This window comes from Gryllotalpicola sp. CP2-P1 (assembly GCF_057512245.1).
In genome coordinates this window covers 1-19,616 of sequence record NZ_JBLRDT010000029.1, presented here as the reverse complement: position 1 = coordinate 19,616, position 19,616 = coordinate 1, and the positions used below count along the sequence as shown (strand labels likewise).

Genomic DNA, 19,616 nt, shown 5'->3' with positions numbered 1-19,616 from the left:
CGCGGCGGCGAGGCCGCGGGGCCCGGCCTGCAGCAGGCTGCGGGACTCGGACACCAGGGTGAACGGGGTCAGTGCGCCGAAGAGACGGCGCACGTCGGTCGCCGTGGCACCCTGATGGCCGAAGCCGGGTGCGAGCACCGGCAGAGCGGGCGAATGGGCGCTGTTCATGTCGATGCCGAGGGCGGCGAAGTCGACGGTGGCGCCCAGCACGACGCCGATGGAACCGATCGGACCCTGCTCAGCGCGACCCGCATTGAAGGCGCTCACATCATCGATGATCGCACGAGAGACGGTCGCGGTGGCAAGCGGGTCGGTGCGGGATGCCTGATCAGAGGCGGAACCCACGACGCGCGCACCCTGCACCCGAGCCGCCTCGGGGTTTGAGGTGGCAGCCAGCACGAACAGGCCCTTCCCGTTGTCGGCGGCGTACTCCATGGCGGACTCGAGCGATGCGACCCCTTGGAAGGGGTTGATCGTCAGGGCGTCGGCCTCGATCGGCGAGCCCGGGGTGAGCCAGCCCTCGACGTAGCCGGCGAGCGAGGTGTCGATGTCGCCGCGCTTCGCATCGGCGATCACGATGAGGCCCTTCGAGCGGGCCGCCGCGAGCACCTCTTCGAGCGCCGAGTAGCCCGCCGAGCCGAAGCGCTCGAAGAAGGCGACCTGCGGCTTCACGATGCCTGCGCGACCGGCGGCGGCGTCCACGACGCGCAGGCCGAACTCGCGCGCGCCCGCCGCCGACGACGGCAGCCCCCAGTCCTGCAGCAGGAAGTCGTGCGGATCGATGCCGACGCACAGCGGGCCGAAGGCCTCGAGGGCCGAGGCGAGCACGCCGCCGAAGCCGAAGCCCATGCCGAATCCCGCGTCGCTCACGCCGCGCTCCCCTCCTCGTGGCGCGCGTCGCGCTCGCGCTGGTAGTCCTGCAGGCTCTTCACATCGAAGCCGGCGCGCACCGCCTCGATCGAGGCGACGGCGGCAGACAGCTCGCTGATGGTCGTGAAAAGCGGCTTGTCGGCTGCCACCGCGGCGGCGCGGATCTCGTAGCCGTCGTGCCGGCTCGCGCCACCGGTCGGCGTGTTCACGACGAGGTCGACCTCGCCGCGGTTCAGCATGTCCACGACGGACTCGCCGTCCTTCGAGCTCTCGCTGTACTTGCGCACCGTCTCGCTCGCGATGCCGTTGCGCGCGAGCACCTCGCCGGTGCCCTCGGTGGCGACGATGCGGTAGCCGAGCTCGGTCAGTCGCAGGATCGGCAGGATGATGTTGCGCTTGTCGCGGTCGGCGACCGAGACGAACGCCGTTCCGGAGGACGGGATGCCGCCGTAGGCGCCCGCCTGGCTCTTGGCGAAGGCGCGCGGGAAGTCGCGGTCGATGCCCATCACCTCTCCGGTCGAGCGCATCTCGGGCCCGAGCAGCGAGTCGACGACGTGGCCGGCCTTGTCGCGGAAGCGCTTGAAGGGCAGCACGGCCTCCTTCACAGCCACCGGGGCGTCGAGCGGGATGCTGGAGCCGTCGGCCTCGGGCAGGAGCCCCTCGGCGATGAGCTCGGCGATCGTGGCGCCGGCCATCACCCGGCTCGCGGCCTTCGCGAGGGGAATCCCCAGCGCCTTGCTCACGAAGGGCACCGTGCGGCTCGCACGCGGGTTCGCCTCGAGCACGTAGAGCACGCCGGCTCCGATCGCGAACTGCACGTTGAGCAGGCCGCGCACGCCGATGCCGGCCGCGATCTTCCCGGTCGCCTCGATCACCTTGGCGATGTCGGAACGGCCGAGCGTGACGGGCGGCAGGGTGCAGCTCGAGTCGCCGGAGTGCACGCCGGCCTCTTCGATGTGCTCCATGACGCCGCCGATGTAGAGCCGCTCGCCGTCGTAGAGGGCGTCCACGTCGATCTCGGTCGCGTCGTCGAGGAAGCGGTCGACGAGCAGCGGGTGACCGGGGCCGACGATGCCCTGGCCCTCGATGCGGTCGAAGTAGTCGATCAGCTGGTCCTCGCTGAAGACGATCTCCATGCCGCGGCCGCCGAGCACGTAGCTCGGGCGCACGAGCACCGGGTAGCCGATGTCGCCCGCAACCTGCTTGGCACCATCGAGCTCGTAGGCGGTGCCGTTGCGCGGCGCGAGCAGACCGGCGTCTTCGAGGATGCCGGCGAACAGGCCGCGCTCCTCGGCGAGGTCGATCGCCTCGGGGCTCGTGCCGAGAATCGGCACCCCGGCCTCCTTCAGGCCGGTCGCGAGGCCGAGCGCCGTCTGGCCGCCGAGCTGCACGACGACGCCGACGAGCTCGCCCGTCTGCGACTCGGCGTGGATGACCTCGAGCACGTCCTCGAGCGTGAGCGGCTCGAAGTACAGCCGGTCGGACGTGTCGTAATCCGTCGACACCGTCTCGGGGTTGCAGTTGATCATGATCGTCTCGAAGCCCGCGTCGTGCAGGGCGAACGAGGCGTGCACGCACGAGTAGTCGAACTCGACGCCCTGGCCGATGCGGTTCGGGCCCGAGCCGAGGATGACGACCTTGCGCTTGCCGCTCGGCTCGACCTCGGTCTCGCTGTCGTAGCTCGAGTAGTGGTACGGCGTGAGCGCCGGGAACTCCCCCGCGCACGTGTCGACGGTCTTGTAGACGGGCCGCACGCCGAGGATGTGCCGCACCTCGCGGACATCCGCCTCGCCGAAACCGCGCAGCTGCCCGATCTGCACGTCGCTGAAGCCGTGCTGCTTCGCCCACTGCATCGTCGCGGTGTCGAGGGTCGGCGCGTTCCGCACGTCCTCGGCGACCTCGTTGATCAGCGCGATCTGGTCGAGGAACCACGGGTCGATCTTGGTGGCCTCGAAGACCTGCTCGATCGTGGCGCCCTTGCGCAGCGCCTGCTGCACGAGCACGATCCGGCCGTCGGTCGGGGTCTTCGCGGCTTCGAGCAGCTCGTCGATCGTGCGGGGCTCCTCGTCCCAGTGGAACGACGAGCCGCGCTTCTCGAGGCTGCGCAGCGCCTTCTGCAGCGCGGTCGAGAAGTTGCGGCCGATGGCCATCGCCTCGCCGACCGACTTCATAGTCGTGGTCAGCGTCGGGTCGGCCGCGGGGAACTTCTCGAAGGCGAAGCGCGGCACCTTGACGACGACGTAGTCGAGCGTCGGCTCGAAGCTCGCCGGGGTGACGCGGGTGATGTCGTTCGGGATCTCATCGAGCCGGTAGCCGATGGCGAGCTTCGCGGCGATCTTCGCGATCGGGAATCCGGTCGCCTTCGACGCGAGCGCGGAAGACCGCGAGACGCGCGGGTTCATCTCGATGACGATGACGCGCCCGTTGCTGGGGTCGACGGCGAACTGGATGTTGCAGCCGCCGGTGTCGACGCCCACGCGGCGGATGATCTCGATGCCGATGTTGCGCAGGTTCTGGTACTCGCGGTCGGTCAGCGTGAGCGCCGGGGCGACGGTGATCGAGTCGCCCGTGTGCACGCCCACCGGGTCGACGTTCTCGATCGAGCAGACGACGACCGTGTTGTCGGCGGTGTCGCGCATGAGCTCGAGCTCGTACTCCTTCCATCCGAGGATGGACTCCTCGAGCAGCACCTCGTGCGTGGGCGAGTCGTGCAGGCCGGCGCCGCCGATGCGGAGCAGGTCCTCTTCGTTGTACGCGAAGCCCGAGCCGAGGCCGCCCATGGTGAACGACGGGCGCACGACGAGCGGGTAGCCGAGCTTCTCGGCGCCCGCCAGCAGCTCGTCCATGCTGTGGCAGATGACGGATGCCGCGACGTCGGCCCCCGCCTCGAGCACGAGCTCCTTGAAGATCTGCCGGTCCTCGCCCTTGCGGATCGCGTCGACCTTGGCGCCGATCAGCTCGACGCCGTACTTCTCGAGGATGCCGCGCTCGTGCAACGCCATGGCCGCGTTCAGCGCCGTCTGGCCGCCGAGCGTCGGCAGGATCGCGTCGGGCTTCTCCTTCTGGATGATCGACTCGATGACCTCGGGGGTAATCGGCTCGACGTAGGTCGCGTCGGCGAAGTCGGGGTCGGTCATGATCGTGGCCGGGTTGGAGTTGACGAGGATCACGCGCACCCCCTCGGAGCGCAGCACACGGCACGCCTGGGTGCCGGAGTAGTCGAACTCGACCGCCTGGCCGATGACGATCGGCCCGGAGCCGATGACGAGGACGCTGTTGATGTCGGGGCGCTTAGGCAATGTGATCCTTCACCATCTGGGCAAACCGGTCGAAGAGGTAGTTGGCGTCGTGCGGGCCGGCCGCGGCCTCGGGGTGGTACTGCACCGAGAACGCCGGGATGTCGAGTGCGTTGAGGCCCTCGACCACGTCGTCGTTCAGGTCGACGTGGCTGACCTCGATGCGGCCGTAGCCGTTCGGCGAGTCGAAGGGCTCGTCGTTGCTCGGCGCCTTGACGGCGAAGCCGTGGTTGTGGGCCGTGATCTCGACGCGGCCGGTCTGCTTGTCGCGCACCGGCTGGTTGATGCCGCGGTGCCCGAACGGCAGCTTGTAGGTCTCGAGGCCGAGGGCGCGCCCGAGCAGCTGGTTGCCGAAGCAGATGCCGAAGAACGGCAGCTTCGCGTCGAGCAGGCCGCGCAGCACCTGCACCTGGCTCTCAGAGGCGGACGGGTCCCCCGGGCCGTTCGAATAGAACGCGGCGACCGGCTCGATCGCAAGGATCTGCTCGAGGCTCGAGTCCTGCGGCAGCACGTGCACCTCGAAGCCGCGCTCCGCGAGGTTGTCGATCGTCGACTGCTTGACGCCGAGGTCGAGCACCGCGAGGTTGCCGATCTTCTCGCCGACGGCGGGGGTCACGGTGTCCTCGGTGACGGAGACCTGCGCCGAGAGGTTGAGGCCGGCCATCTCGTCGCCGCCGCGCACGAGCTCGAGCTGCTCGGACTGCGAGAGGGCGGCGTCGTCGCCCGAGAAGATGCCGGCGCGCATGGCGCCGAGGTCGCGGATGTGGCGGGTGACGGCACGCGTATCGATCCCCGAGATGCCCACGATGCCGGTCGAGACGAGCTCGTCGTCGAGGCTGCGGATCGAGCGGAAGTTCGAGACGACGCGGCTGGGGTCGCGCACGACGTAGCCGGCGACCCAGATCCGTCGCGACTCCATGTCGTCGTCGTTCATGCCGGTGTTGCCGATGTGCGGGGCCGTCTGGATGACGATCTGGCCCGCGTACGACGGATCGGTCAGCGTCTCTTGGTAGCCGGTCATGCCGGTGGCGAACACGAGCTCGCCGAGCGTGCGGCCCTGGGCGCCGTAGGCGCGACCCTCGTAGCGGGTCCCGTCTTCGAGCACCAGGACGGCGGGGGAAGGAACAGGCACGTCAGACCTCGCTTTCTGCAGCGGTTGAAGAGTTGATCGCGTCATAGAGAGCCCCGGACTTCTCGGGCTCTGCGACGCGGAAGTAGCTGTCGACGGTTTCGCTCGTCGACTCGCGAAGCGAATGGAGACGCCAGCTCAGCACGAGCAGTCCGTCCTTCTCGACGGCCTTGTCGATCACGACCTGAGCCGGCCGGGCCGAGACGATGGCGGATGCCGCGATCCAGACGTCCTCTGCGCCGTCGAGGCTCACCACGAGTCCCGCGCCGTACGCGGCGATGGTGCCCTGGGCGCGGAATCCCAAGCCCCTGATCGCGAGCCGTTCGAGCGGCTTCTCGTGCGCGGTCGTCGCGACGTACAGCACGCGCGCTTCGACGAGCGGGGCGCCGAGCTCGGCGGGAACGTCGTGCGGCGGCTCGAGGTGGGCCGAGCGGCGCACGAGCGCGCGCCACCCCTGCCACATGCCGAACAACACAAGCAGCAGGACGAGGACGACGATGATCGTGGAGGCCCACTCAGGCACGCGCCACCTCCGCAGCGTCGAGCACCGCGCCGTCGGCGACGGTGCGCCGGCCCTGGTGGAAGGTGTGCAGGACGCGCCCCGGCAGCTCGAGCCCGAGATAGGGCGAGTTCACGCCTTTGCCCGCGAGGTCCTCGGTCGAGAACGAGCGGGTGATCTCAGGGTCGTAGAGCGTGACGTTCGCCGGCGCGCCGACGACGAGCCCATCGGCGTAGCCCGCGAGAGAGCCGATCTCGGCGGGCTTCGCGCTCATGATGCGTGCGACGTCGGCCCAGTCGATGCGCCCGTCGGCGACGAGGGCCGCATGCACGACCGACAGGGCGGATTCGAGCCCGACCATGCCGTTGGCGGCGGCGTCCCACTCGGTGTCCTTGGCCCAGGCGGGGTGCGGCGCATGGTCGGTGGCCACGATGTCGATCGTTCCGTCGACGACGGCGGCGCGCAGCGCTTCGGCGTCTTCGCGGGTGCGCAGCGGCGGGTTCACCTTGTAGCGCGCGTCGTAGCCGCGCACGAGGTCCTCGGTGAGCAGCAGGTGGTGCGGGGTCACCTCGGCAGTCACGCGGATGCCCCGGGACTTCGCCCAGCGGATGACCTCGACCGAGCCCGCGGTGGAGACGTGGCAGACGTGCAGGCGGCTGCCCACATGCTCGGCGAGCAGCACGTCGCGGGCGATGATCGACTCCTCGGCGACCGCCGGCCAGCCGGCGAGACCCAGCTCGCCCGAGAGCGCGCCCTCGTTCATCTGCGCCCCCTGGGTGAGCCGCGGCTCCTGCGCGTGCTGCGCGATGACGCCGTCGAACGCCTTCACATACTCGAGCGCGCGGCGCATGAGCAGCGGATCGGAGACGCAGAAGCCGTCGTCGCTGAACACCCGCACCTGCGCGCGGCTCGCGGCCATGGCGCCGAGCTCGGCCAACCGCTCGCCGCCCAGGCCGACCGTCACGGCGCCGATCGGGCGCACGGTGGCGTAGCCGGCGGCCTCGCCGAGCGAGAGCACCTGCTCGACGACGCCCGCGGTGTCGGAGACGGGCGAGGTGTTGGCCATGGCGAACACCGCGGTGTAGCCGCCGGCCGCCGCGGCGCGCGTGCCGGTGAGAACCGTCTCGGACTGCTCGTAGCCGGGCTCGCGCAGGTGCGTGTGCAGGTCGACGAGGCCGGGAAGGGCGATCAGGCCGTCGGCGTCGACGTGCGTGGCATCCACGCTGCTCACGCTCGTGCCCACCTCGACCAGCGTGCCGTCCTCGATGAGCAGGTCGGCGCGCGACCCGTCGGGAAGCGTTGCGCCGGCGATCAGGAAGCTCTCTGCCATTCTCAGTTCTCCTCTTCGCCGGCGAGCAGCAGGTATAGGGCCGCCATGCGGATCGAGACGCCGTTGGCGACCTGCTCGCGCACGGTCGAGCGCGGCGAGTCGGCCGCGGCGGCCGAGATCTCGAGCCCGCGGTTCATGGGTCCCGGGTGCATGACGATGGTGTCGCCGGCGAGCCGCGCGAGGCGCTCGTCGTCGAGACCCCACGTGCGTGAGTACTCGCGCTCGTTCGGGAAGAACGAGGCACGCATCCGCTCGCCCTGAATGCGGAGCATCATCAGCACGTCGGGCACGCCCTCGTCGATCGCTGCGTCGAGGTCGTAGCCGACCGTGACGGGCCAGTGCGAGGTGTCGACCGGCAGGAGCGTCGGCGGCGCGACGAGAGTCACCTCGGCGCCCAGCGTGGTCAGCAGCCACACGTTCGAGCGGGCGACGCGCGAGTGCAGGATGTCGCCGACGATCGTCACGGCGACGCCGTCGAGCGCCTTGCCGCGGCTCGCGTCGCCGTGCAGCCTGCGGCGCATCGTGAACGCGTCGAGCAGCGCCTGCGTCGGGTGCTCGTGCATGCCGTCGCCGGCGTTGATCACGCCGGCGTCGATCCACCCGCTGGTCGCGAGCGTGAAGGGCGCGCCCGAGGCCTGATGGCGGATGACCACGCCGTCGGCCCCCATCGCCTGCAGCGTCTGCGCGGTGTCCTTGAGGCTCTCGCCCTTCGAGACGCTCGAGCCCTTCGCGCTGAAGTTGATGACGTCGGCCGAGAGCCGCTTCGCGGCGGCCTCGAAGCTGATGCGGGTGCGGGTCGAGTCCTCGAAGAAGAGATTCACGACCGTCTTGCCGCGCAGTGTCGGCAGCTTCTTGACCTCGCGGTTCTGCACATCGGCCATGTCCTCGGCGACGTCGAGCAGGCCGATGGCGGATTCGCGAGACAGGTCTTTGGTGGAGAGGAGGTGGCGCATCAGGCGTCCGCCTCGCTGTCGCGCTTGGACTCGATCGCGACGAACTCGTCGCCGTCGTTCTCGGCGAGGTGCACGTTGATGCGCTCGTCGTACGCGGACGGCAGGTTCTTCCCGACGAAGTCGGCGCGGATCGGCAGCTCGCGGTGCCCGCGGTCGACCAGGGCGGCGAGGCGCACGATGCGCGGGCGGCCGATGTCGTTCAGAGCGTCGAGGGCGGCGCGGATCGTGCGACCTGAGAACAGCACGTCGTCGACCAGCACGACCGTCGCGCCGTCGATCGATGCGGGCACGCTCGTGCGCCCCGGCGTGCGGGTCCGGGTGTGGGCGAGGTCGTCACGGTACATGGTCACATCGAGGCTGCCGGCGAAGACGTCGCTGCCTTGTTCGATGCGGGAGATGTTCGCCGCGATGCGCCGTGCGAGAGTCACGCCTCGGGTCGGGATTCCGAGGATCACGAGCCCCTGCGTGCCCCGGTTCGACTCGAGGATCTCGTGCGAGATCCGAGTCAGTGCCCGGGCGATGTCAGCCTCACTCAGCACGATTCTCGTGCTCATCCGCCGACTCCCTTCTCCGCCTCACGGGACGGTCTTTAAAGAGTGCCTACTTCGGCAAGCCTATCAGCGCCCGGCGAGCCAATCTCCGAACGCGTCGAACGAGTACGGGCGGCCGAGGAAATCCTCGATGAGCTGTGCGGCGTCCGTGGAGCCGCCGGGGGCGAGCACGAGGTCGCGATAGCGGTGCGCGACCGCCTCGTCGAAGAGGTCTGCACGGTCGAAGGCCGTGAACAGATCGGCGGCGATCACCTTGCTCCACATGTACGTGTAGTAGGCGCTGGAGTAGCCCGTGAGGTGCCCGAAGGACGCGTGCTGATGCTCGCCGGGCAGCGGCGCGAGCACGTCGTACTGCGCCTGCAGTGCTCGTGCGTATGCGGTGCGGTCGGCCGGGCGATCGCGGTGCAGGAAGTACGAGACCGCGGTGTAGAAGAGCTGGCGCGCGATGAGCTGACCCCGGCCGAGCACGTTCGCCGCCCGCATCCGCTCGACCAGTTCTGCGGGAATCGGCTGCCCGTCGTCGTCGGTCGCGAAGGTCTGCAGCACACGGGCATCCCACGCCCACTCCTCGAGCAGCTGGCTCGGCGCCTCGACGAAGTCCCACTCGGTGGTGATGCCCGAGAGCGCCGCGAACTCGTGGCGCGAGGCGATCAGCTGGTGGACGAGGTGCCCGAACTCGTGGAACAGCGTCGTGAGCTCGGAGTGCAGCAGCGGCCCGCGGGTGAAATTGCACGCGAGCGCGGCCGAGGCGAGCTGGCGCCCGGCGACGCCCGTCTGCAGGCCGAACGCTGCGGCGTGCTTGAACTTGCCCTCGCGCGGGTGCAGGTCCAGATAGATGCGCCCGAGTGCGTCGCCCTCGAGGGCGACGTCGTAGACGTGCACCTCTGGGTGCCAGCGCGGCGCGTCGGGAAGCTCGGTGTATTCGAGCCCGAACAGACGACCGGTGACGTCGAGCAGGCCCTGCCGCACCTTCGCGATGTCGAGATAGCGGCGCGCGAGCTGGGTGTCGACGTCGAACTTCTCGCGGCGCAGAAGCTCGAGGGCGTGCATGTTGGCCGAGAAGTCCACGGACTCCGCGCTCGGGTCCTCGCGCTGCAGCGCCTCGAGCGCCTCGGCGTAGTCGGCCGCGGCCTGCGGTGCCACCGTCTCGTGCAGCCGTGCGATGAACTCCTCGATGGCCCGGGCCGAGCCGGTCATCTTGGTCTGGGCATCGAGGTCCGCCCAGCTGTCGAAGCCGAGCAGCGCGGCCTTCTGCGCCCGCAGCTCGAGCAGCTCGCCGAGGACCGCGTCGTTCGCCGGCCACGCGCGGTTCTGAAGGGCGACCACGAGCTCGCGGCGCGCGTCGGCGTCGATCGCGTAGGTGCGGAAGGGGACGACGTCGGGGTAGTCGGTGGTCACCGTCACGAGGCCGTCCTCGGCGACGGGGTGCGCCGCGATCCAGTCCGTCGGCAGGCCCGCCAGGCGCTCTGGGGCGAGCCGCACGCTGCGCACGTCGTCGCGCACGTTGCGGTTGAACTCCTGCGAGAGCTCGGTGATGCGGTCGTCGAGGGCGGCGACCTCGACCCGCGTCTCGGCGGGAAGGTGCACACCGGCGAGGCGGAAGTCGCGCAGCAGGCGAGACAGCCGGCGCGCGGCTTCGTCGCCGAGGCCTTCCGCATCGACACCCGAGACGACGGCGTAGAGCGCGGAGTCCTGCTGCCGCTCGGTCGCGAGGGCGTCGGCCGTGCGGGCGCGCTCTTCGAAGAGCTCGCGCACGGCGGGGTCGGGGTGCACCTCGCTCAGCAGCTCGGAGGCGGCCGCGACATCGCCGATCGCGAGGTCGCCGTCGTTCCAGAGGCTGAGCACCTCGGCGGCCGAGCGCGCCGAGCCGTCTTTGAGCGCGGCGACGCTCGCGCGGAATGCGTCGATCAGCCCGGCGGTGTAGCTCTCACCCCAGCTCAGCCAGGCATCGTCGGTGGCGGGAAGCTCGAGCGGCGTCAGGGGCATGCTCGCACCCTATCCGGATCGGGCGGCCACTTCCGACCGGGTGGCGCTACTCCCCCGCGGGCGCCTCGGACGAGGCATCCGCAGCCCCGTCATCGCCGACCGTCTGCGCGATCTTGGCGAGGAGCCCGTTGATGAAGCCCGACGAGTCCTCGGTGGAGAGGACCGTTGCCGCCTCGACGGCCTCGGAGATCGCGACGCCGGTCGGCACCTCGGGGTTGTACAGCAGCTCCCACACCCCGATGCGCACGATGGCGCGGTCGACGATCGGCATGCGGGCGAGGGTCCAGCCGTGGGCGTACGTCTCGATCAGCTCGTCGATCTCGGCGCGGTGGTCGTAGACGCCGTCGACGATCTCGCGCGCGTAGAGCCAGGATGCCTCGCGCGCCGGCTCATTGGCCGCGCGCTCGGCCTCGGTCGCGAGCGCCTGCGGAATCGGGATGCCGCGCAGGTCGGCGACGTACAGGATGTCGAGGGCCCGCTTCCGGGCCTTCGTGCGTGCCGACATTAATCGTTCACACGGCCGAGGTAGTCGCCCGTGCGGGTGTCGACCTTGACCTTGGTGCCGGTCTCGAGGAACAGCGGGACCTGGATCTCGTAGCCCGTCTCGAGCGTCGCAGGCTTGGTGCCGGCGCTCGAGCGGTCGCCCTGCAGGCCAGGCTCGGTGTAGGTGACCTCGAGAATGACCGAGGCAGGAAGCTCGACGTACAGCGGGTTGCCGTTGTTCATCGCGATCGTCACGGTCTGGTTCTCGAGCATGAAGTGCGCGGCGTCACCGACGGTGGCGGCGGGCACGTTGATCTGGTCGTAGTCAGTCTGGTCCATGAAGACGAACGAGTCGCCGTCGTTGTAGAGGTACTGGTAGTCGCGGCGGTCGACCGTCTCGATGTCGATCTTGGTGCCCGCGTTGTAGGTCTTGTCGACGACCTTGCCCGTGACGACGTTCTTCATCTTCGTGCGGACGAACGCACCGCCCTTGCCCGGCTTGACGTGCTGGAACTCGACGATGCTCCAGAGCTGGCCGTCGATGTTGAGGACGACGCCGTTCTTGATGTCAGCGGTTGTTGCCATGGGCGGTTCCGTTCAGTGTCGTTGCGAAGATGCGCTCGCGATAAGGAAGCTGCGTGGCCGATCGAGCTTCGACGAAGCGATGGCCAGCGAAGATCCTATCAGCGGGCTCGGCGCGGGTCTCTCAGGCCCGGCGCCGCCCGCCGCGCACACTCGCCGAGATCGACGCCGCGATGATCACGAAGACGATCGCGACGGCCACCTGCCAGATGTGGCGCCACCAGTCGAAGCCTCCGGTGCCGACGAACTGGCCGTTGTGGAAGAGCGCGGCGTAGATCCAATTGCCGACGATGATTCCGAGGATGCCGCAGATCGCGGTGAGCCAGAACGGGATATCGTCGTGCCGGCTGGGCACGATCCACTTCGCGATCAGGCCGATGATGATGCCGCCGATGATGATCCACAGGATCGTGCCGAGCATGCTGTTCCCCTTTACAGTCGCTGGCACCCTGATGGGCGCCTCACAGGAGAATCATTGCCCCGTTCGGGTGAGTTGCGCGAGGGCTAGACGATACGAATCGAAGCCGAATCCGGCGATGACGCCGGTCGCCACGGCTGTGATGACGCTGGTGTGGCGGAACGTCTCTCGTGCGTGCGGGTTCGAGATGTGCACCTCGATGAGCGGCACGCCCGAGCTCGTCACGTACTGCACGGCATCGTGGACCGCGATCGAGTAGTGCGTCCACGCGCCGGCGTTCAGCGCGACCGGCGTCTTCTCGCGCGCGGCCGCGTGCAGCCAGCCGAGCAGCTCGCCCTCGTGGTCGGTCTGCCGCACCTCGACGGTGGCGCCGAGGCCTGCGGCATCCGCTTCGAGCAGCGCGCGCAGGTCGTCGAGCGTCTCGCTGCCGTAGATCTCGGGTTCGCGGGTGCCGAGGGTGCCGAGGTTGGGGCCGTTCAGAACGAGCACGTGGGTCACGGGCTTACTCTAGCGAGGCCCCTTCCCGCAGCCGCGATGCGCCGCAGAATCGGATCAGCGATGGTCAGTGCCGGTGCGCGGTGCCGCAGCGAGCGCGCGATCCTTGCGAAGTGCGAGGCGGGACGTCGTCCACCAACCGAGGGCGACGGCAAGCGCCGAAGGGATGCCGTAGATGAACGTTGCGTCCCACGGGAACGGAAGCTCGCTCTGCCCGTAGATCCCCATGGCCGCCAGCATCACGATGCCGACGAGCGCTCCGTAGAGCACGAAGGCGGCGAGATGCGCGGCGTCGCGGCGCTGTCGGCGCATGGCGAAGCCGATCGCGTACGCCGCCGGTGAGCCGAGCACGGTGGCAATGACACTGAGATGAAGCCCAGCAACCGGGATGACGAATGCGTATTCGACGTCGCTGCCGCCATCGCTCAGCGAGCCGATCACGCCCGAGATCGCGACCAGCGGCTGGAACCAGAGAAGGGCAAGCCCCGCTCCTCGCACGAATTCGCCCACCGTGAACGCGCGCGGCAGCTCAGCTGTGCGCGGCGACGAGGTGCCGTAGCGGCGCGCCAGGTCGCTCATGCACCGAGCTCCCCCACGAGATCGAGCAGCCTCCGCAGCGGAGCCCGCAGCACCGGGGTGCGCAGCAGCGGCAGCGCGGCTTTCAGCAGCGCGAGCCCCTGGTCGAGAAGGCGCTGGGTGCTGCGTTGGCCGGGTGAGCGGTCATAGCTCCAGTACAGGCACAGCAGCAGGTAGGCGAGCCACAGCGCGTGAGGCATCCGTGCTTCGAATTCGACCGGCAGCGCGCGCCGGGCGCCCGCCAGGGCGTCGCGGAACAGGCCCACGACGATCTCGCGCGCCGGCGCCGACTCCGGTGACATCGGATTGAGCGGTGAGTCCGCGGCGACCATGGCGGTGAGGAAGCCGGACGCGTAGTCGCGGAAGGGCGCCAATTGCGCGAGCCCGGTGCGGAAGACGACGCCGAGGCGCTCGGTGAGGTCGGACGCCGCAGCCAGTGCTGGCTCTGCGGCTGCGCGGTGCGCCTGCTGCACCTCGAGGTAGAGCTCCTGCACGAGGTGGTTCTTCGTCGGGAAGTAGTAATAGGCGTTGCCGAGTGAGACCCCCGACTGGCTCGCGATGCTGCGCATCGTCGTCGCGTCGAAGCCCTGCTCGCGGAACGAGCGCAGCGCGGTGGTGCGAATGAGGTCGCGCGTCTGCTCGGATTTCATGCGCTGCTCGCCGTTTTGAACATGTTCAAAAACTAGGTCATGCAGGCGGATGCCACAAGCTCCGCCCGTCGGCGAGATCCCCCGGCGTGGGCGCTAATCCGCGACCACGAGGTGCTTGGTCGCGCAGACGGCGCGCGCGGTCCGCGCTTCGGCGCGCACGAACACCGAGACTGTGACGTCGTCGCTGGTGCAGGCGACCATGGGCGGCACCGTGAGGTCCCAGCTGACGGTCGGCAGCGTCGTGCACGGGGTGCCGGGCGTGGGCGCGGGCGGCGGCGAGACGAGCGGCGCCGGCTGCGCGACGGTTCCGAAGCTCGGAAGGCGACCGGGCGCGGGCCCGCCGCTGGCGAAGTAGGTGCCCTGCGGCGACACGACGAGACCGCTGAGCGTCCAGTGCTCGCCGTCGCTCGTGTCGAAGGTCACGCAATCGCGGCCGAGTGCCTGCTGCTCGGCCGACATGCGGTCCATCTGGGCGGTCGCCGAGTGGTCCTTGTACAGCGCGGCGCAGATCGCGAGCGGGTCGACCCGCGCGTGGCGCGCCGCCTGCCGCGCGGTCGCCGACCAGCCCGAGAGCGGGTCGCCGTCGGCGTCGAAGCACCTCACGGACTGCAGCGGCGGCCTGTCGGCCTGTTTCGGCAGCACGTTCGCATTCAGCCGCCCGGTCGCGAGCAGCCCGACGACGGCGGCGACCGCGACGCCGATCACCGCCCAGACCGCGACCAGTGTGTGTCGCGGGTGCCGCGGCGGTGCGGGTGCGGTCATGCTCTGACGGTACCCGGGGTCACGGCCCTAGACGCCGACCTCCTGATACGCGGCGAAGAGCAGCGATTCGTCGGGGCCGCGCAGCACCGTCGGGCGAGCGATGTCGTCGAGCACGATGAAGCGCATCATCGCGCCGCGCGCCTTCTTGTCGCGCCGCATGGTCGCAAGCAGCATCTGCCAGCGGCCGAGCGGGTAGGTGGTCGGCAGGGTGAGCGAGGTGAGGATGCTGCGGTGCCGATCGGCCGCCGCATCCGACAGCCGCCCGGCGAGCCGCGACAACTCGGCCGCATAGACCATGCCGACCGAGATCGCAGCGCCGTGCCGCCACTGGTAGCGCTCGGCGTGCTCGATCGCGTGCCCGAGTGTATGCCCGTAATTCAGGATCTCGCGCAGGCCGGACTCCTTGAAGTCCTCGCCCACGACGCGGGCCTTGAGCGCGATGGCGAGCTCGACCACGCGACGGAACTCGTCGGACGAGGCATCCGTCGCGCGGTCGACGTTGGCCTCGACGATCTCGAGGATCTCGGGTTCGGCGATGAATCCGCACTTGACGATCTCGGCGAACCCTGCGAGCACGTCGTTGCGCGGCAGGCTGGAGATGGTGTCGAGGTCGGCGACGACCGCGGAGGGCGCGTAGAAGGAGCCGACGAGGTTCTTGCCCTCGGCCGTGTTGATGCCGGTCTTGCCGCCCACCGCGGCGTCGACCATGCCCAGCACGGTCGTCGGGACCTGGATCAGCTTGACGCCGCGCAGCCAGGTCGCCGCGACGAACCCGGCGAGGTCGGTCGCGGCGCCGCCGCCGAAGCCGATGACGGCGTCGGAGCGGGTGAAGTCGGCCTGGCCCATGATCTGCCAGCAGAAGGCGGCCACCTCGACGCGCTTGGCTGCCTCGCCGTCGGGCACCTCGGCGAGGAGGACCTGGTAGCGGTCGGCGAGGCTTGCGCGCAGCTCGGCTGCCGCGGCGGCGAGGGTCGGCGGGTGCACGACGAGCACCTTCGACACGTCGTCGCCGATCTTGTCGGCGAGGCCGTTGCGCAGGCCGTAGCCCACCGTCACGGTGTACGGGTCGAGGCCCGGGACCGGGATCTCGGTGATGTCGTCGGTGCTCATGTGCGAGAACTCCCGTCTTGTCGAGCGTCGCCTCTGCGGCGGCGCGCCTACTCCGCGAATTCGCCCGCGGTGTGGATCCAGTCGGCCAGCTCCTGCGCGATCTGGTCGCGGGGCCGGTTCGCGGTCTCGACCCGCCGATCGGCCAGTCGCTCGTAAAGCGGGCGGCGCGCCGCGACGAGCGCCTTCCAGGACTCGATGTCAGGGGCGAGCGGCCGCTTGCCGTCGGCCTTGATGCGGTGCTCGACGGATTCGGCGTCGACATCGAGCAGGATGACGAGATGGGCCTCGAGGTCACGCTGTGTGGCGGCGTCGAGCACGGCGCCGCCGCCGAAGGAGATGATCGCGTCGTGGCGGAGCGCCTCGATCACCGCGGCGCGCTCGAGGGCGCGGAAGTGCGGCTCGCCGTGCTGGGCGAAGATCTCGGTGATCGGGCCGTGGTCGCGCACGATGATCGCGTCGGTGTCGACGAAGTCCTTGTCGAGCAGCTTCGCGAGCTTCTTGCCCACCTTCGACTTCCCGGCCGCGGGCGGGCCGATGAGGACGATCGCCACGCCTACGCCTCGGCGCCGGCGGACGCGCTGGCGACCGCGGTGCGCAGCGTCGCGGGGATCGCGGCGACGTAGGCATCGAGGTTGCGCTTCGTCTCGGCGAGCGAGTCGCCGCCGAACTTCTCGAGCACGGCGTCGGCCAGCACGAGTGCGACCATCGCCTCGGCCACGACGCCGGCAGCGGGAACGGCGGAAACGTCGGAGCGCTGGTGGTGCGCGGGCGCCGCCTCGCCAGTCGACACGTCGATGGAGCGCAGCGCGTGCGGGACCGTGGCGATGGGCTTCATGCCGGCGCGCACCCGCAGCACGGTGCCGGTGGACATGCCGCCCTCGGTGCCGCCCGCTTTGTCGCTCGTGCGCTCGATCAGCCCGTCGTCGACGACGAGCTCGTCGTGGGCCTGCGAGCCACGGCGGCGCGTGGTCTCGAAGCCGTCGCCGATCTCGACGCCCTTGATCGCCTGGATGCTCATGAGCGCCTGGGCGAGCCGGCCGTCGAGCTTGCGGTCCCACTGCACATGCGACCCGAGCCCGGCGGGGACGCCGTAGGCGAGCACCTCGACGATGCCGCCGAGCGTGTCGCCCTCCTTGTGGGCCGCATCGACCTCGGCGACCATGAGCGCGCTCGTCGCCGCGTCGAAGCAGCGCAGCGGATCGGCGTCGAGCGCCTCCACGTCGGAGGGCAGCGGCAGCCGGGAGCCCTCGGGCACGCGCACCGGCCCGATGGAGAGGGTGTGCGCGACGGTCGTGATGCCGAGCTCGCGCAGGAACGACTTCGCGATCGCGCCGAGGGCGACGCGGGCGGCGGTCTCGCGGGCGCTCGCACGCTCGAGCACCGGGCGGGCCTCGTCGAAGCCGTACTTCTGCATGCCGACCAGGTCGGCGTGACCCGGGCGGGGGCGGGTGAGCGGGGCACCGCGGCCGCCGCTCAAGACACTGGGGTCGACGGGCTCGGGGCTCATCACATCGACCCACTTCGGCCACTCGGTGTTGCCGATGCGCAGAGCGACCGGGCTGCCCATGCTGAAGCCGTGCCGCACACCGCCCGACAGGGTGAGCTCGTCCTGCTCGAACTTCATGCGCGCCCCGCGGCCGTAGCCGAGCTTGCGGCGCGCGAGATCGGCCTGGATGTCGTCGACCCTGACCGGCACGCCGGCGGGAAGACCCTCGAGCATGGCGATCAGTTCGGGTCCGTGCGATTCCCCTGCGGTGAGCCAACGAAGCATGGCTCAAGCCTACTTGCGCACCGGGGTGCCGTCGGCCTCGAGGCCGACCGCCGCACGCATGGCGGCGAGCACGGATTCCTCGTCGGGCAGCGGCGCGAACGGGTCGCCGCCGACGAAGATGCGCACCTGCAGCAGCGCCTGGTGCACGAGCATGGCCAGGCCGCTGAGCACGACTCCCCCGGCATCCCCCCATGCCTGACCGAGCGTGCTCGGCCAGGGTTCGTACGCGACGTCGAGAAGCGGCACGCGCGCGCGGAGGTCGTGGGCGAACGTGAGGGGCACGTCGACGCCGCCGGGCAGCGTGCTCACGACGAGGCCCGTCGCGGCGTCGTCGCGTGCGGCGTCGAACGTGACGATGTCGATGGTGAGGCCGACGGATGCCGCGAGCGGGACGAGCGCCGCGGCGCGCTCGGGGGCCCGCACGCTCACCAGCACGCTCTCGGCCCCGAGCTCGCTCGCGGCGACGATCGCCGATGCCGCTGTTGCGCCGCCGCCGAGGATGTGGGCGCGCCGCACGGTATCGACGCCGCCGGCGCGGAGCGCGCGCACGATGCCGGGAACATCGGTGTTGAAGCCGGCGCGGTGCACGGTGTCGCCGCCCCATTCGAACAGGACCGTGTTCACGGCGCCCGTCAGCTCGCCGACCCGATCGATCTGGTCGAGGTGCGGCTGGATCGTCTGCTTGAGCGGCATCGTCAGCGAGAGTCCGCGCCACGCGGAATCCCGCGACTTCACGAACTCGGCGAGCGTGCTCTCGTCGACCTCGTGGCGCTCGTAGACCCACGGCAGGCCGAGCACGTCATAGGCCGCCGCGTGCAGTGCGGGCGACTTCGAATGGGCGATCGGCCTGCCGAGCACCGCGAGCCGACGCTCGGACATCAGCTCGGCGGTCACTTGCAGTACACCTTGTTGTCGGGCTCCTGGCACCACGCCTGCAGCTTCGCCACGTTGGCGTCCTGCTCGTCGGCGGTCTTCGAGAACGCCGTCTCGCCGGTCTGCAGGTTCACGACCGTGAAGAAGAGGTAGTCGCCCTGCGGGTTCGCCGCGGCCTTGAGCGCCGCATCGCCGGGGTTTCCGATGGGGCCGGGCGGCAGGCCCTTGTGCGCGTAGGTGTTGTAGCGGTTGGACGTGTCGGCGCGCTGGGCGGGGGTGGTCCACACGGTGTCAAACTTGCCGAGCCCGTAGTGCACCGTGGCATCAGATTCGAGCGCCATGTTCTGATTCAGCCGGTTCTGGAAGACGCCGGCGATCTTGGGCAGGTCGTCGGGGTTCGGCCCGGCCTCGAGCTGCACGACCGAGGCGAGGATCACCGTGTTCCACAGCTTGGTCGGATCGGTCGGCATGCCGTCGTCCTGGAACGCCTGCTTCATCCGGTCGACGAGCTTCTCGATCACCTGGTCGGCTGTGATGCCCGGGTCGAGCGTGTAGGTGGCCGGGAACAGGAAGCCCTCGAGCGACTTCGCCTGCGCGGGCAGGCCGAACCTGGCGGGGTTCTTCGCCGCTGCCTGCAGCTGCGCGAGCGGGATGCCGGTCGCCGTCGCCGCGTTCTGCAGAATCGTCGCCTCGCGGTCGCCCTCGCGGACCAGCAGAGTGTGCTCGAGCCGCGACTTCGGGTCCTGCAGCAGCGCGAGCGCGCTCGCGGCGCTCATGCGCTTGCGCAGCTGGTAGACCCCCGGCTGGAAGACCGGGTCGGGCTTGGTCTGGAGGAGCAGCGAATAGAACGCCTGCGGGGTCTTCACGACGCCCGCGTCGGCGAGGCTCCTCGAGATCGACTCGCCCGTGTCGCCCTGCTTGATCGTGACCTTGGCCGTTCCGCTGCCGTCGCCCGTGTAGTCGGTCGGCGTCGTGTCGAAGCGCCCCATCACGGCCTTGACCTGAGGCTGGAAGGTGTTCCACGCGTAGAGCGCCCCGCCGCCGATCAACCCCAGGATGACGACGGTCGAGATGATCCACGTCAGCGCTCGACGACCCCCGCCGCGCGTGCGCGGGGGCTTCGGCGGCCGGCCGCCTCGACCGCCCCGGGAGCCGCCGCGGGGCTCGTCGGCCGCGTGCAGCCACGCGAAGTCGTGCTCGGGCTCGCCTGAGCCGGATGCCTCGGCCGGATCGTCCGGCTCAGGCGCCCCCGGTCGCAGTGCCGCCGTCTGCGCGGTGACGG

20 protein-coding genes are annotated in these 19,616 nt (G+C 70.1%); all 20 read right to left on the bottom strand.

The window, feature by feature from the left end; all coding sequences use genetic code 11:
* A partial coding sequence (gene pyrF / locus ACM2XV_RS04180) for an orotidine-5'-phosphate decarboxylase (protein WP_487026063.1) occupies nucleotides 1-849 on the bottom strand: 849 nt, incomplete at its 3' end.
* Nucleotides 850-866: 17 nt separating this feature from the next.
* Nucleotides 867-4,169, bottom strand: a complete 3,303-nt coding sequence (carB, locus tag ACM2XV_RS04175) for a carbamoyl-phosphate synthase large subunit (RefSeq protein ID WP_487026062.1) — start codon at nucleotides 4,167-4,169, stop codon at nucleotides 867-869.
* Nucleotides 4,162-5,343, bottom strand: a complete 1,182-nt coding sequence (carA, locus tag ACM2XV_RS04170) for a glutamine-hydrolyzing carbamoyl-phosphate synthase small subunit (RefSeq protein ID WP_487026061.1) — start codon at nucleotides 5,341-5,343, stop codon at nucleotides 4,162-4,164. The genes carB and carA overlap by 8 nt, the downstream gene beginning before the upstream one ends.
* Nucleotides 5,300-5,818, bottom strand: a complete 519-nt coding sequence (locus ACM2XV_RS04165) for a PH-like domain-containing protein (protein WP_487026060.1) — start codon at nucleotides 5,816-5,818, stop codon at nucleotides 5,300-5,302. Before ACM2XV_RS04165 ends, carA begins: the two co-directional genes overlap by 44 nt.
* The gene (locus tag ACM2XV_RS04160) at nucleotides 5,811-7,124 is read right to left on the bottom strand and encodes a dihydroorotase (protein WP_487026059.1); all 1,314 of its coding nucleotides are present in this window, start codon (nucleotides 7,122-7,124) and stop codon (nucleotides 5,811-5,813) included. The genes ACM2XV_RS04165 and ACM2XV_RS04160 overlap by 8 nt, the downstream gene beginning before the upstream one ends.
* Nucleotides 7,125-7,126: 2 nt before the next feature.
* Nucleotides 7,127-8,077, bottom strand: a complete 951-nt coding sequence (locus ACM2XV_RS04155; RefSeq protein WP_344777834.1) for an aspartate carbamoyltransferase catalytic subunit — start codon at nucleotides 8,075-8,077, stop codon at nucleotides 7,127-7,129.
* Nucleotides 8,077-8,631, bottom strand: a complete 555-nt coding sequence (gene pyrR / locus ACM2XV_RS04150) for a bifunctional pyr operon transcriptional regulator/uracil phosphoribosyltransferase PyrR (protein WP_344777832.1) — start codon at nucleotides 8,629-8,631, stop codon at nucleotides 8,077-8,079. Before pyrR ends, ACM2XV_RS04155 begins: the two co-directional genes overlap by 1 nt.
* Before the next feature lie 63 nt (nucleotides 8,632-8,694).
* Nucleotides 8,695-10,614, bottom strand: a complete 1,920-nt coding sequence (locus ACM2XV_RS04145; RefSeq protein ID WP_487026058.1) for a M3 family metallopeptidase — start codon at nucleotides 10,612-10,614, stop codon at nucleotides 8,695-8,697.
* 46 nt (nucleotides 10,615-10,660) lie between these two features.
* Complete coding sequence (nusB, locus tag ACM2XV_RS04140) at nucleotides 10,661-11,119, bottom strand: transcription antitermination factor NusB (protein WP_344777828.1); 459 nt, start codon at nucleotides 11,117-11,119, stop codon at nucleotides 10,661-10,663.
* Nucleotides 11,119-11,682, bottom strand: a complete 564-nt coding sequence (gene efp / locus ACM2XV_RS04135; RefSeq protein WP_487026057.1) for an elongation factor P — start codon at nucleotides 11,680-11,682, stop codon at nucleotides 11,119-11,121. Before efp ends, nusB begins: the two co-directional genes overlap by 1 nt.
* Before the next feature lie 121 nt (nucleotides 11,683-11,803).
* Nucleotides 11,804-12,100 carry a GlsB/YeaQ/YmgE family stress response membrane protein gene (locus ACM2XV_RS04130; protein WP_487026056.1) on the bottom strand — a complete coding sequence of 99 codons (297 nt, stop codon included), beginning with the start codon at nucleotides 12,098-12,100 and terminating at the stop codon, nucleotides 11,804-11,806.
* 51 nt (nucleotides 12,101-12,151) lie between these two features.
* The gene (locus ACM2XV_RS04125) at nucleotides 12,152-12,595 is read right to left on the bottom strand and encodes a type II 3-dehydroquinate dehydratase (RefSeq protein WP_344777822.1); all 444 of its coding nucleotides are present in this window, start codon (nucleotides 12,593-12,595) and stop codon (nucleotides 12,152-12,154) included.
* A 54-nt stretch (nucleotides 12,596-12,649) separates the two neighbouring features.
* The gene (locus ACM2XV_RS04120) at nucleotides 12,650-13,171 is read right to left on the bottom strand and encodes a hypothetical protein (RefSeq protein WP_487026055.1); all 522 of its coding nucleotides are present in this window, start codon (nucleotides 13,169-13,171) and stop codon (nucleotides 12,650-12,652) included.
* Entirely contained in the window at nucleotides 13,168-13,818 is a 651-nt protein-coding gene (locus tag ACM2XV_RS04115; RefSeq protein WP_344777818.1) for a TetR/AcrR family transcriptional regulator, read from the bottom strand. Before ACM2XV_RS04115 ends, ACM2XV_RS04120 begins: the two co-directional genes overlap by 4 nt.
* A gap of 93 nt (nucleotides 13,819-13,911) precedes the next feature.
* Nucleotides 13,912-14,580 (bottom strand): hypothetical protein, encoded by a 669-nt coding sequence (locus tag ACM2XV_RS04110; RefSeq protein ID WP_487026054.1) that lies wholly within the window; start codon nucleotides 14,578-14,580, stop codon nucleotides 13,912-13,914.
* A 27-nt stretch (nucleotides 14,581-14,607) separates the two neighbouring features.
* Nucleotides 14,608-15,690 (bottom strand): 3-dehydroquinate synthase, encoded by a 1,083-nt coding sequence (gene aroB / locus ACM2XV_RS04105; RefSeq protein WP_487026053.1) that lies wholly within the window; start codon nucleotides 15,688-15,690, stop codon nucleotides 14,608-14,610.
* Nucleotides 15,691-15,737: 47 nt separating this feature from the next.
* Complete coding sequence (locus ACM2XV_RS04100; protein ID WP_344777812.1) at nucleotides 15,738-16,241, bottom strand: shikimate kinase; 504 nt, start codon at nucleotides 16,239-16,241, stop codon at nucleotides 15,738-15,740.
* Nucleotides 16,242-16,243: 2 nt separating this feature from the next.
* On the bottom strand, nucleotides 16,244-17,461 hold the full coding sequence (aroC, locus tag ACM2XV_RS04095) for a chorismate synthase (RefSeq protein WP_344777810.1): 1,218 nt from the start codon (nucleotides 17,459-17,461) through the stop codon (nucleotides 16,244-16,246).
* A gap of 9 nt (nucleotides 17,462-17,470) precedes the next feature.
* A complete protein-coding gene (locus ACM2XV_RS04090; RefSeq protein WP_487026052.1) occupies nucleotides 17,471-18,355 on the bottom strand; it encodes a shikimate dehydrogenase in 885 nt (294 codons plus the stop codon).
* Nucleotides 18,352-19,616, bottom strand: a 1,265-nt coding sequence (gene mltG, locus ACM2XV_RS04085; protein ID WP_487026051.1) for an endolytic transglycosylase MltG, incomplete at its 5' end; no start/stop codon positions are given. The genes ACM2XV_RS04090 and mltG, both read right to left, overlap by 4 nt.

Bases quoted from the DNA above. Each gene is read 5' to 3' on its own strand.
- aroC (WP_344777810.1), bottom strand. From the start codon at position 17,461: ATGCTTCGTTGGCTCACCGCAGGGGAATCGCACGGACCCGAACTGATC.
- pyrR (WP_344777832.1), bottom strand. From the start codon at position 8,631: ATGAGCACGAGAATCGTGCTGAGTGAGGCTGACATCGCCCGGGCACTG.
- ACM2XV_RS04110 (WP_487026054.1), bottom strand. From the start codon at position 14,580: ATGACCGCACCCGCACCGCCGCGGCACCCGCGACACACACTGGTCGCG.
- ACM2XV_RS04115 (WP_344777818.1), bottom strand. From the start codon at position 13,818: ATGAAATCCGAGCAGACGCGCGACCTCATTCGCACCACCGCGCTGCGC.
- ACM2XV_RS04155 (WP_344777834.1), bottom strand. From the start codon at position 8,077: ATGCGCCACCTCCTCTCCACCAAAGACCTGTCTCGCGAATCCGCCATC.
- carA (WP_487026061.1), bottom strand. From the start codon at position 5,343: ATGACGCGATCAACTCTTCAACCGCTGCAGAAAGCGAGGTCTGACGTG.
- ACM2XV_RS04160 (WP_487026059.1), bottom strand. From the start codon at position 7,124: ATGGCAGAGAGCTTCCTGATCGCCGGCGCAACGCTTCCCGACGGGTCG.
- ACM2XV_RS04130 (WP_487026056.1), bottom strand. From the start codon at position 12,100: ATGCTCGGCACGATCCTGTGGATCATCATCGGCGGCATCATCATCGGC.
- ACM2XV_RS04145 (WP_487026058.1), bottom strand. From the start codon at position 10,614: ATGCCCCTGACGCCGCTCGAGCTTCCCGCCACCGACGATGCCTGGCTG.
- nusB (WP_344777828.1), bottom strand. From the start codon at position 11,119: ATGTCGGCACGCACGAAGGCCCGGAAGCGGGCCCTCGACATCCTGTAC.
- aroB (WP_487026053.1), bottom strand. From the start codon at position 15,690: ATGAGCACCGACGACATCACCGAGATCCCGGTCCCGGGCCTCGACCCG.
- ACM2XV_RS04120 (WP_487026055.1), bottom strand. From the start codon at position 13,171: ATGAGCGACCTGGCGCGCCGCTACGGCACCTCGTCGCCGCGCACAGCT.
- efp (WP_487026057.1), bottom strand. From the start codon at position 11,682: ATGGCAACAACCGCTGACATCAAGAACGGCGTCGTCCTCAACATCGAC.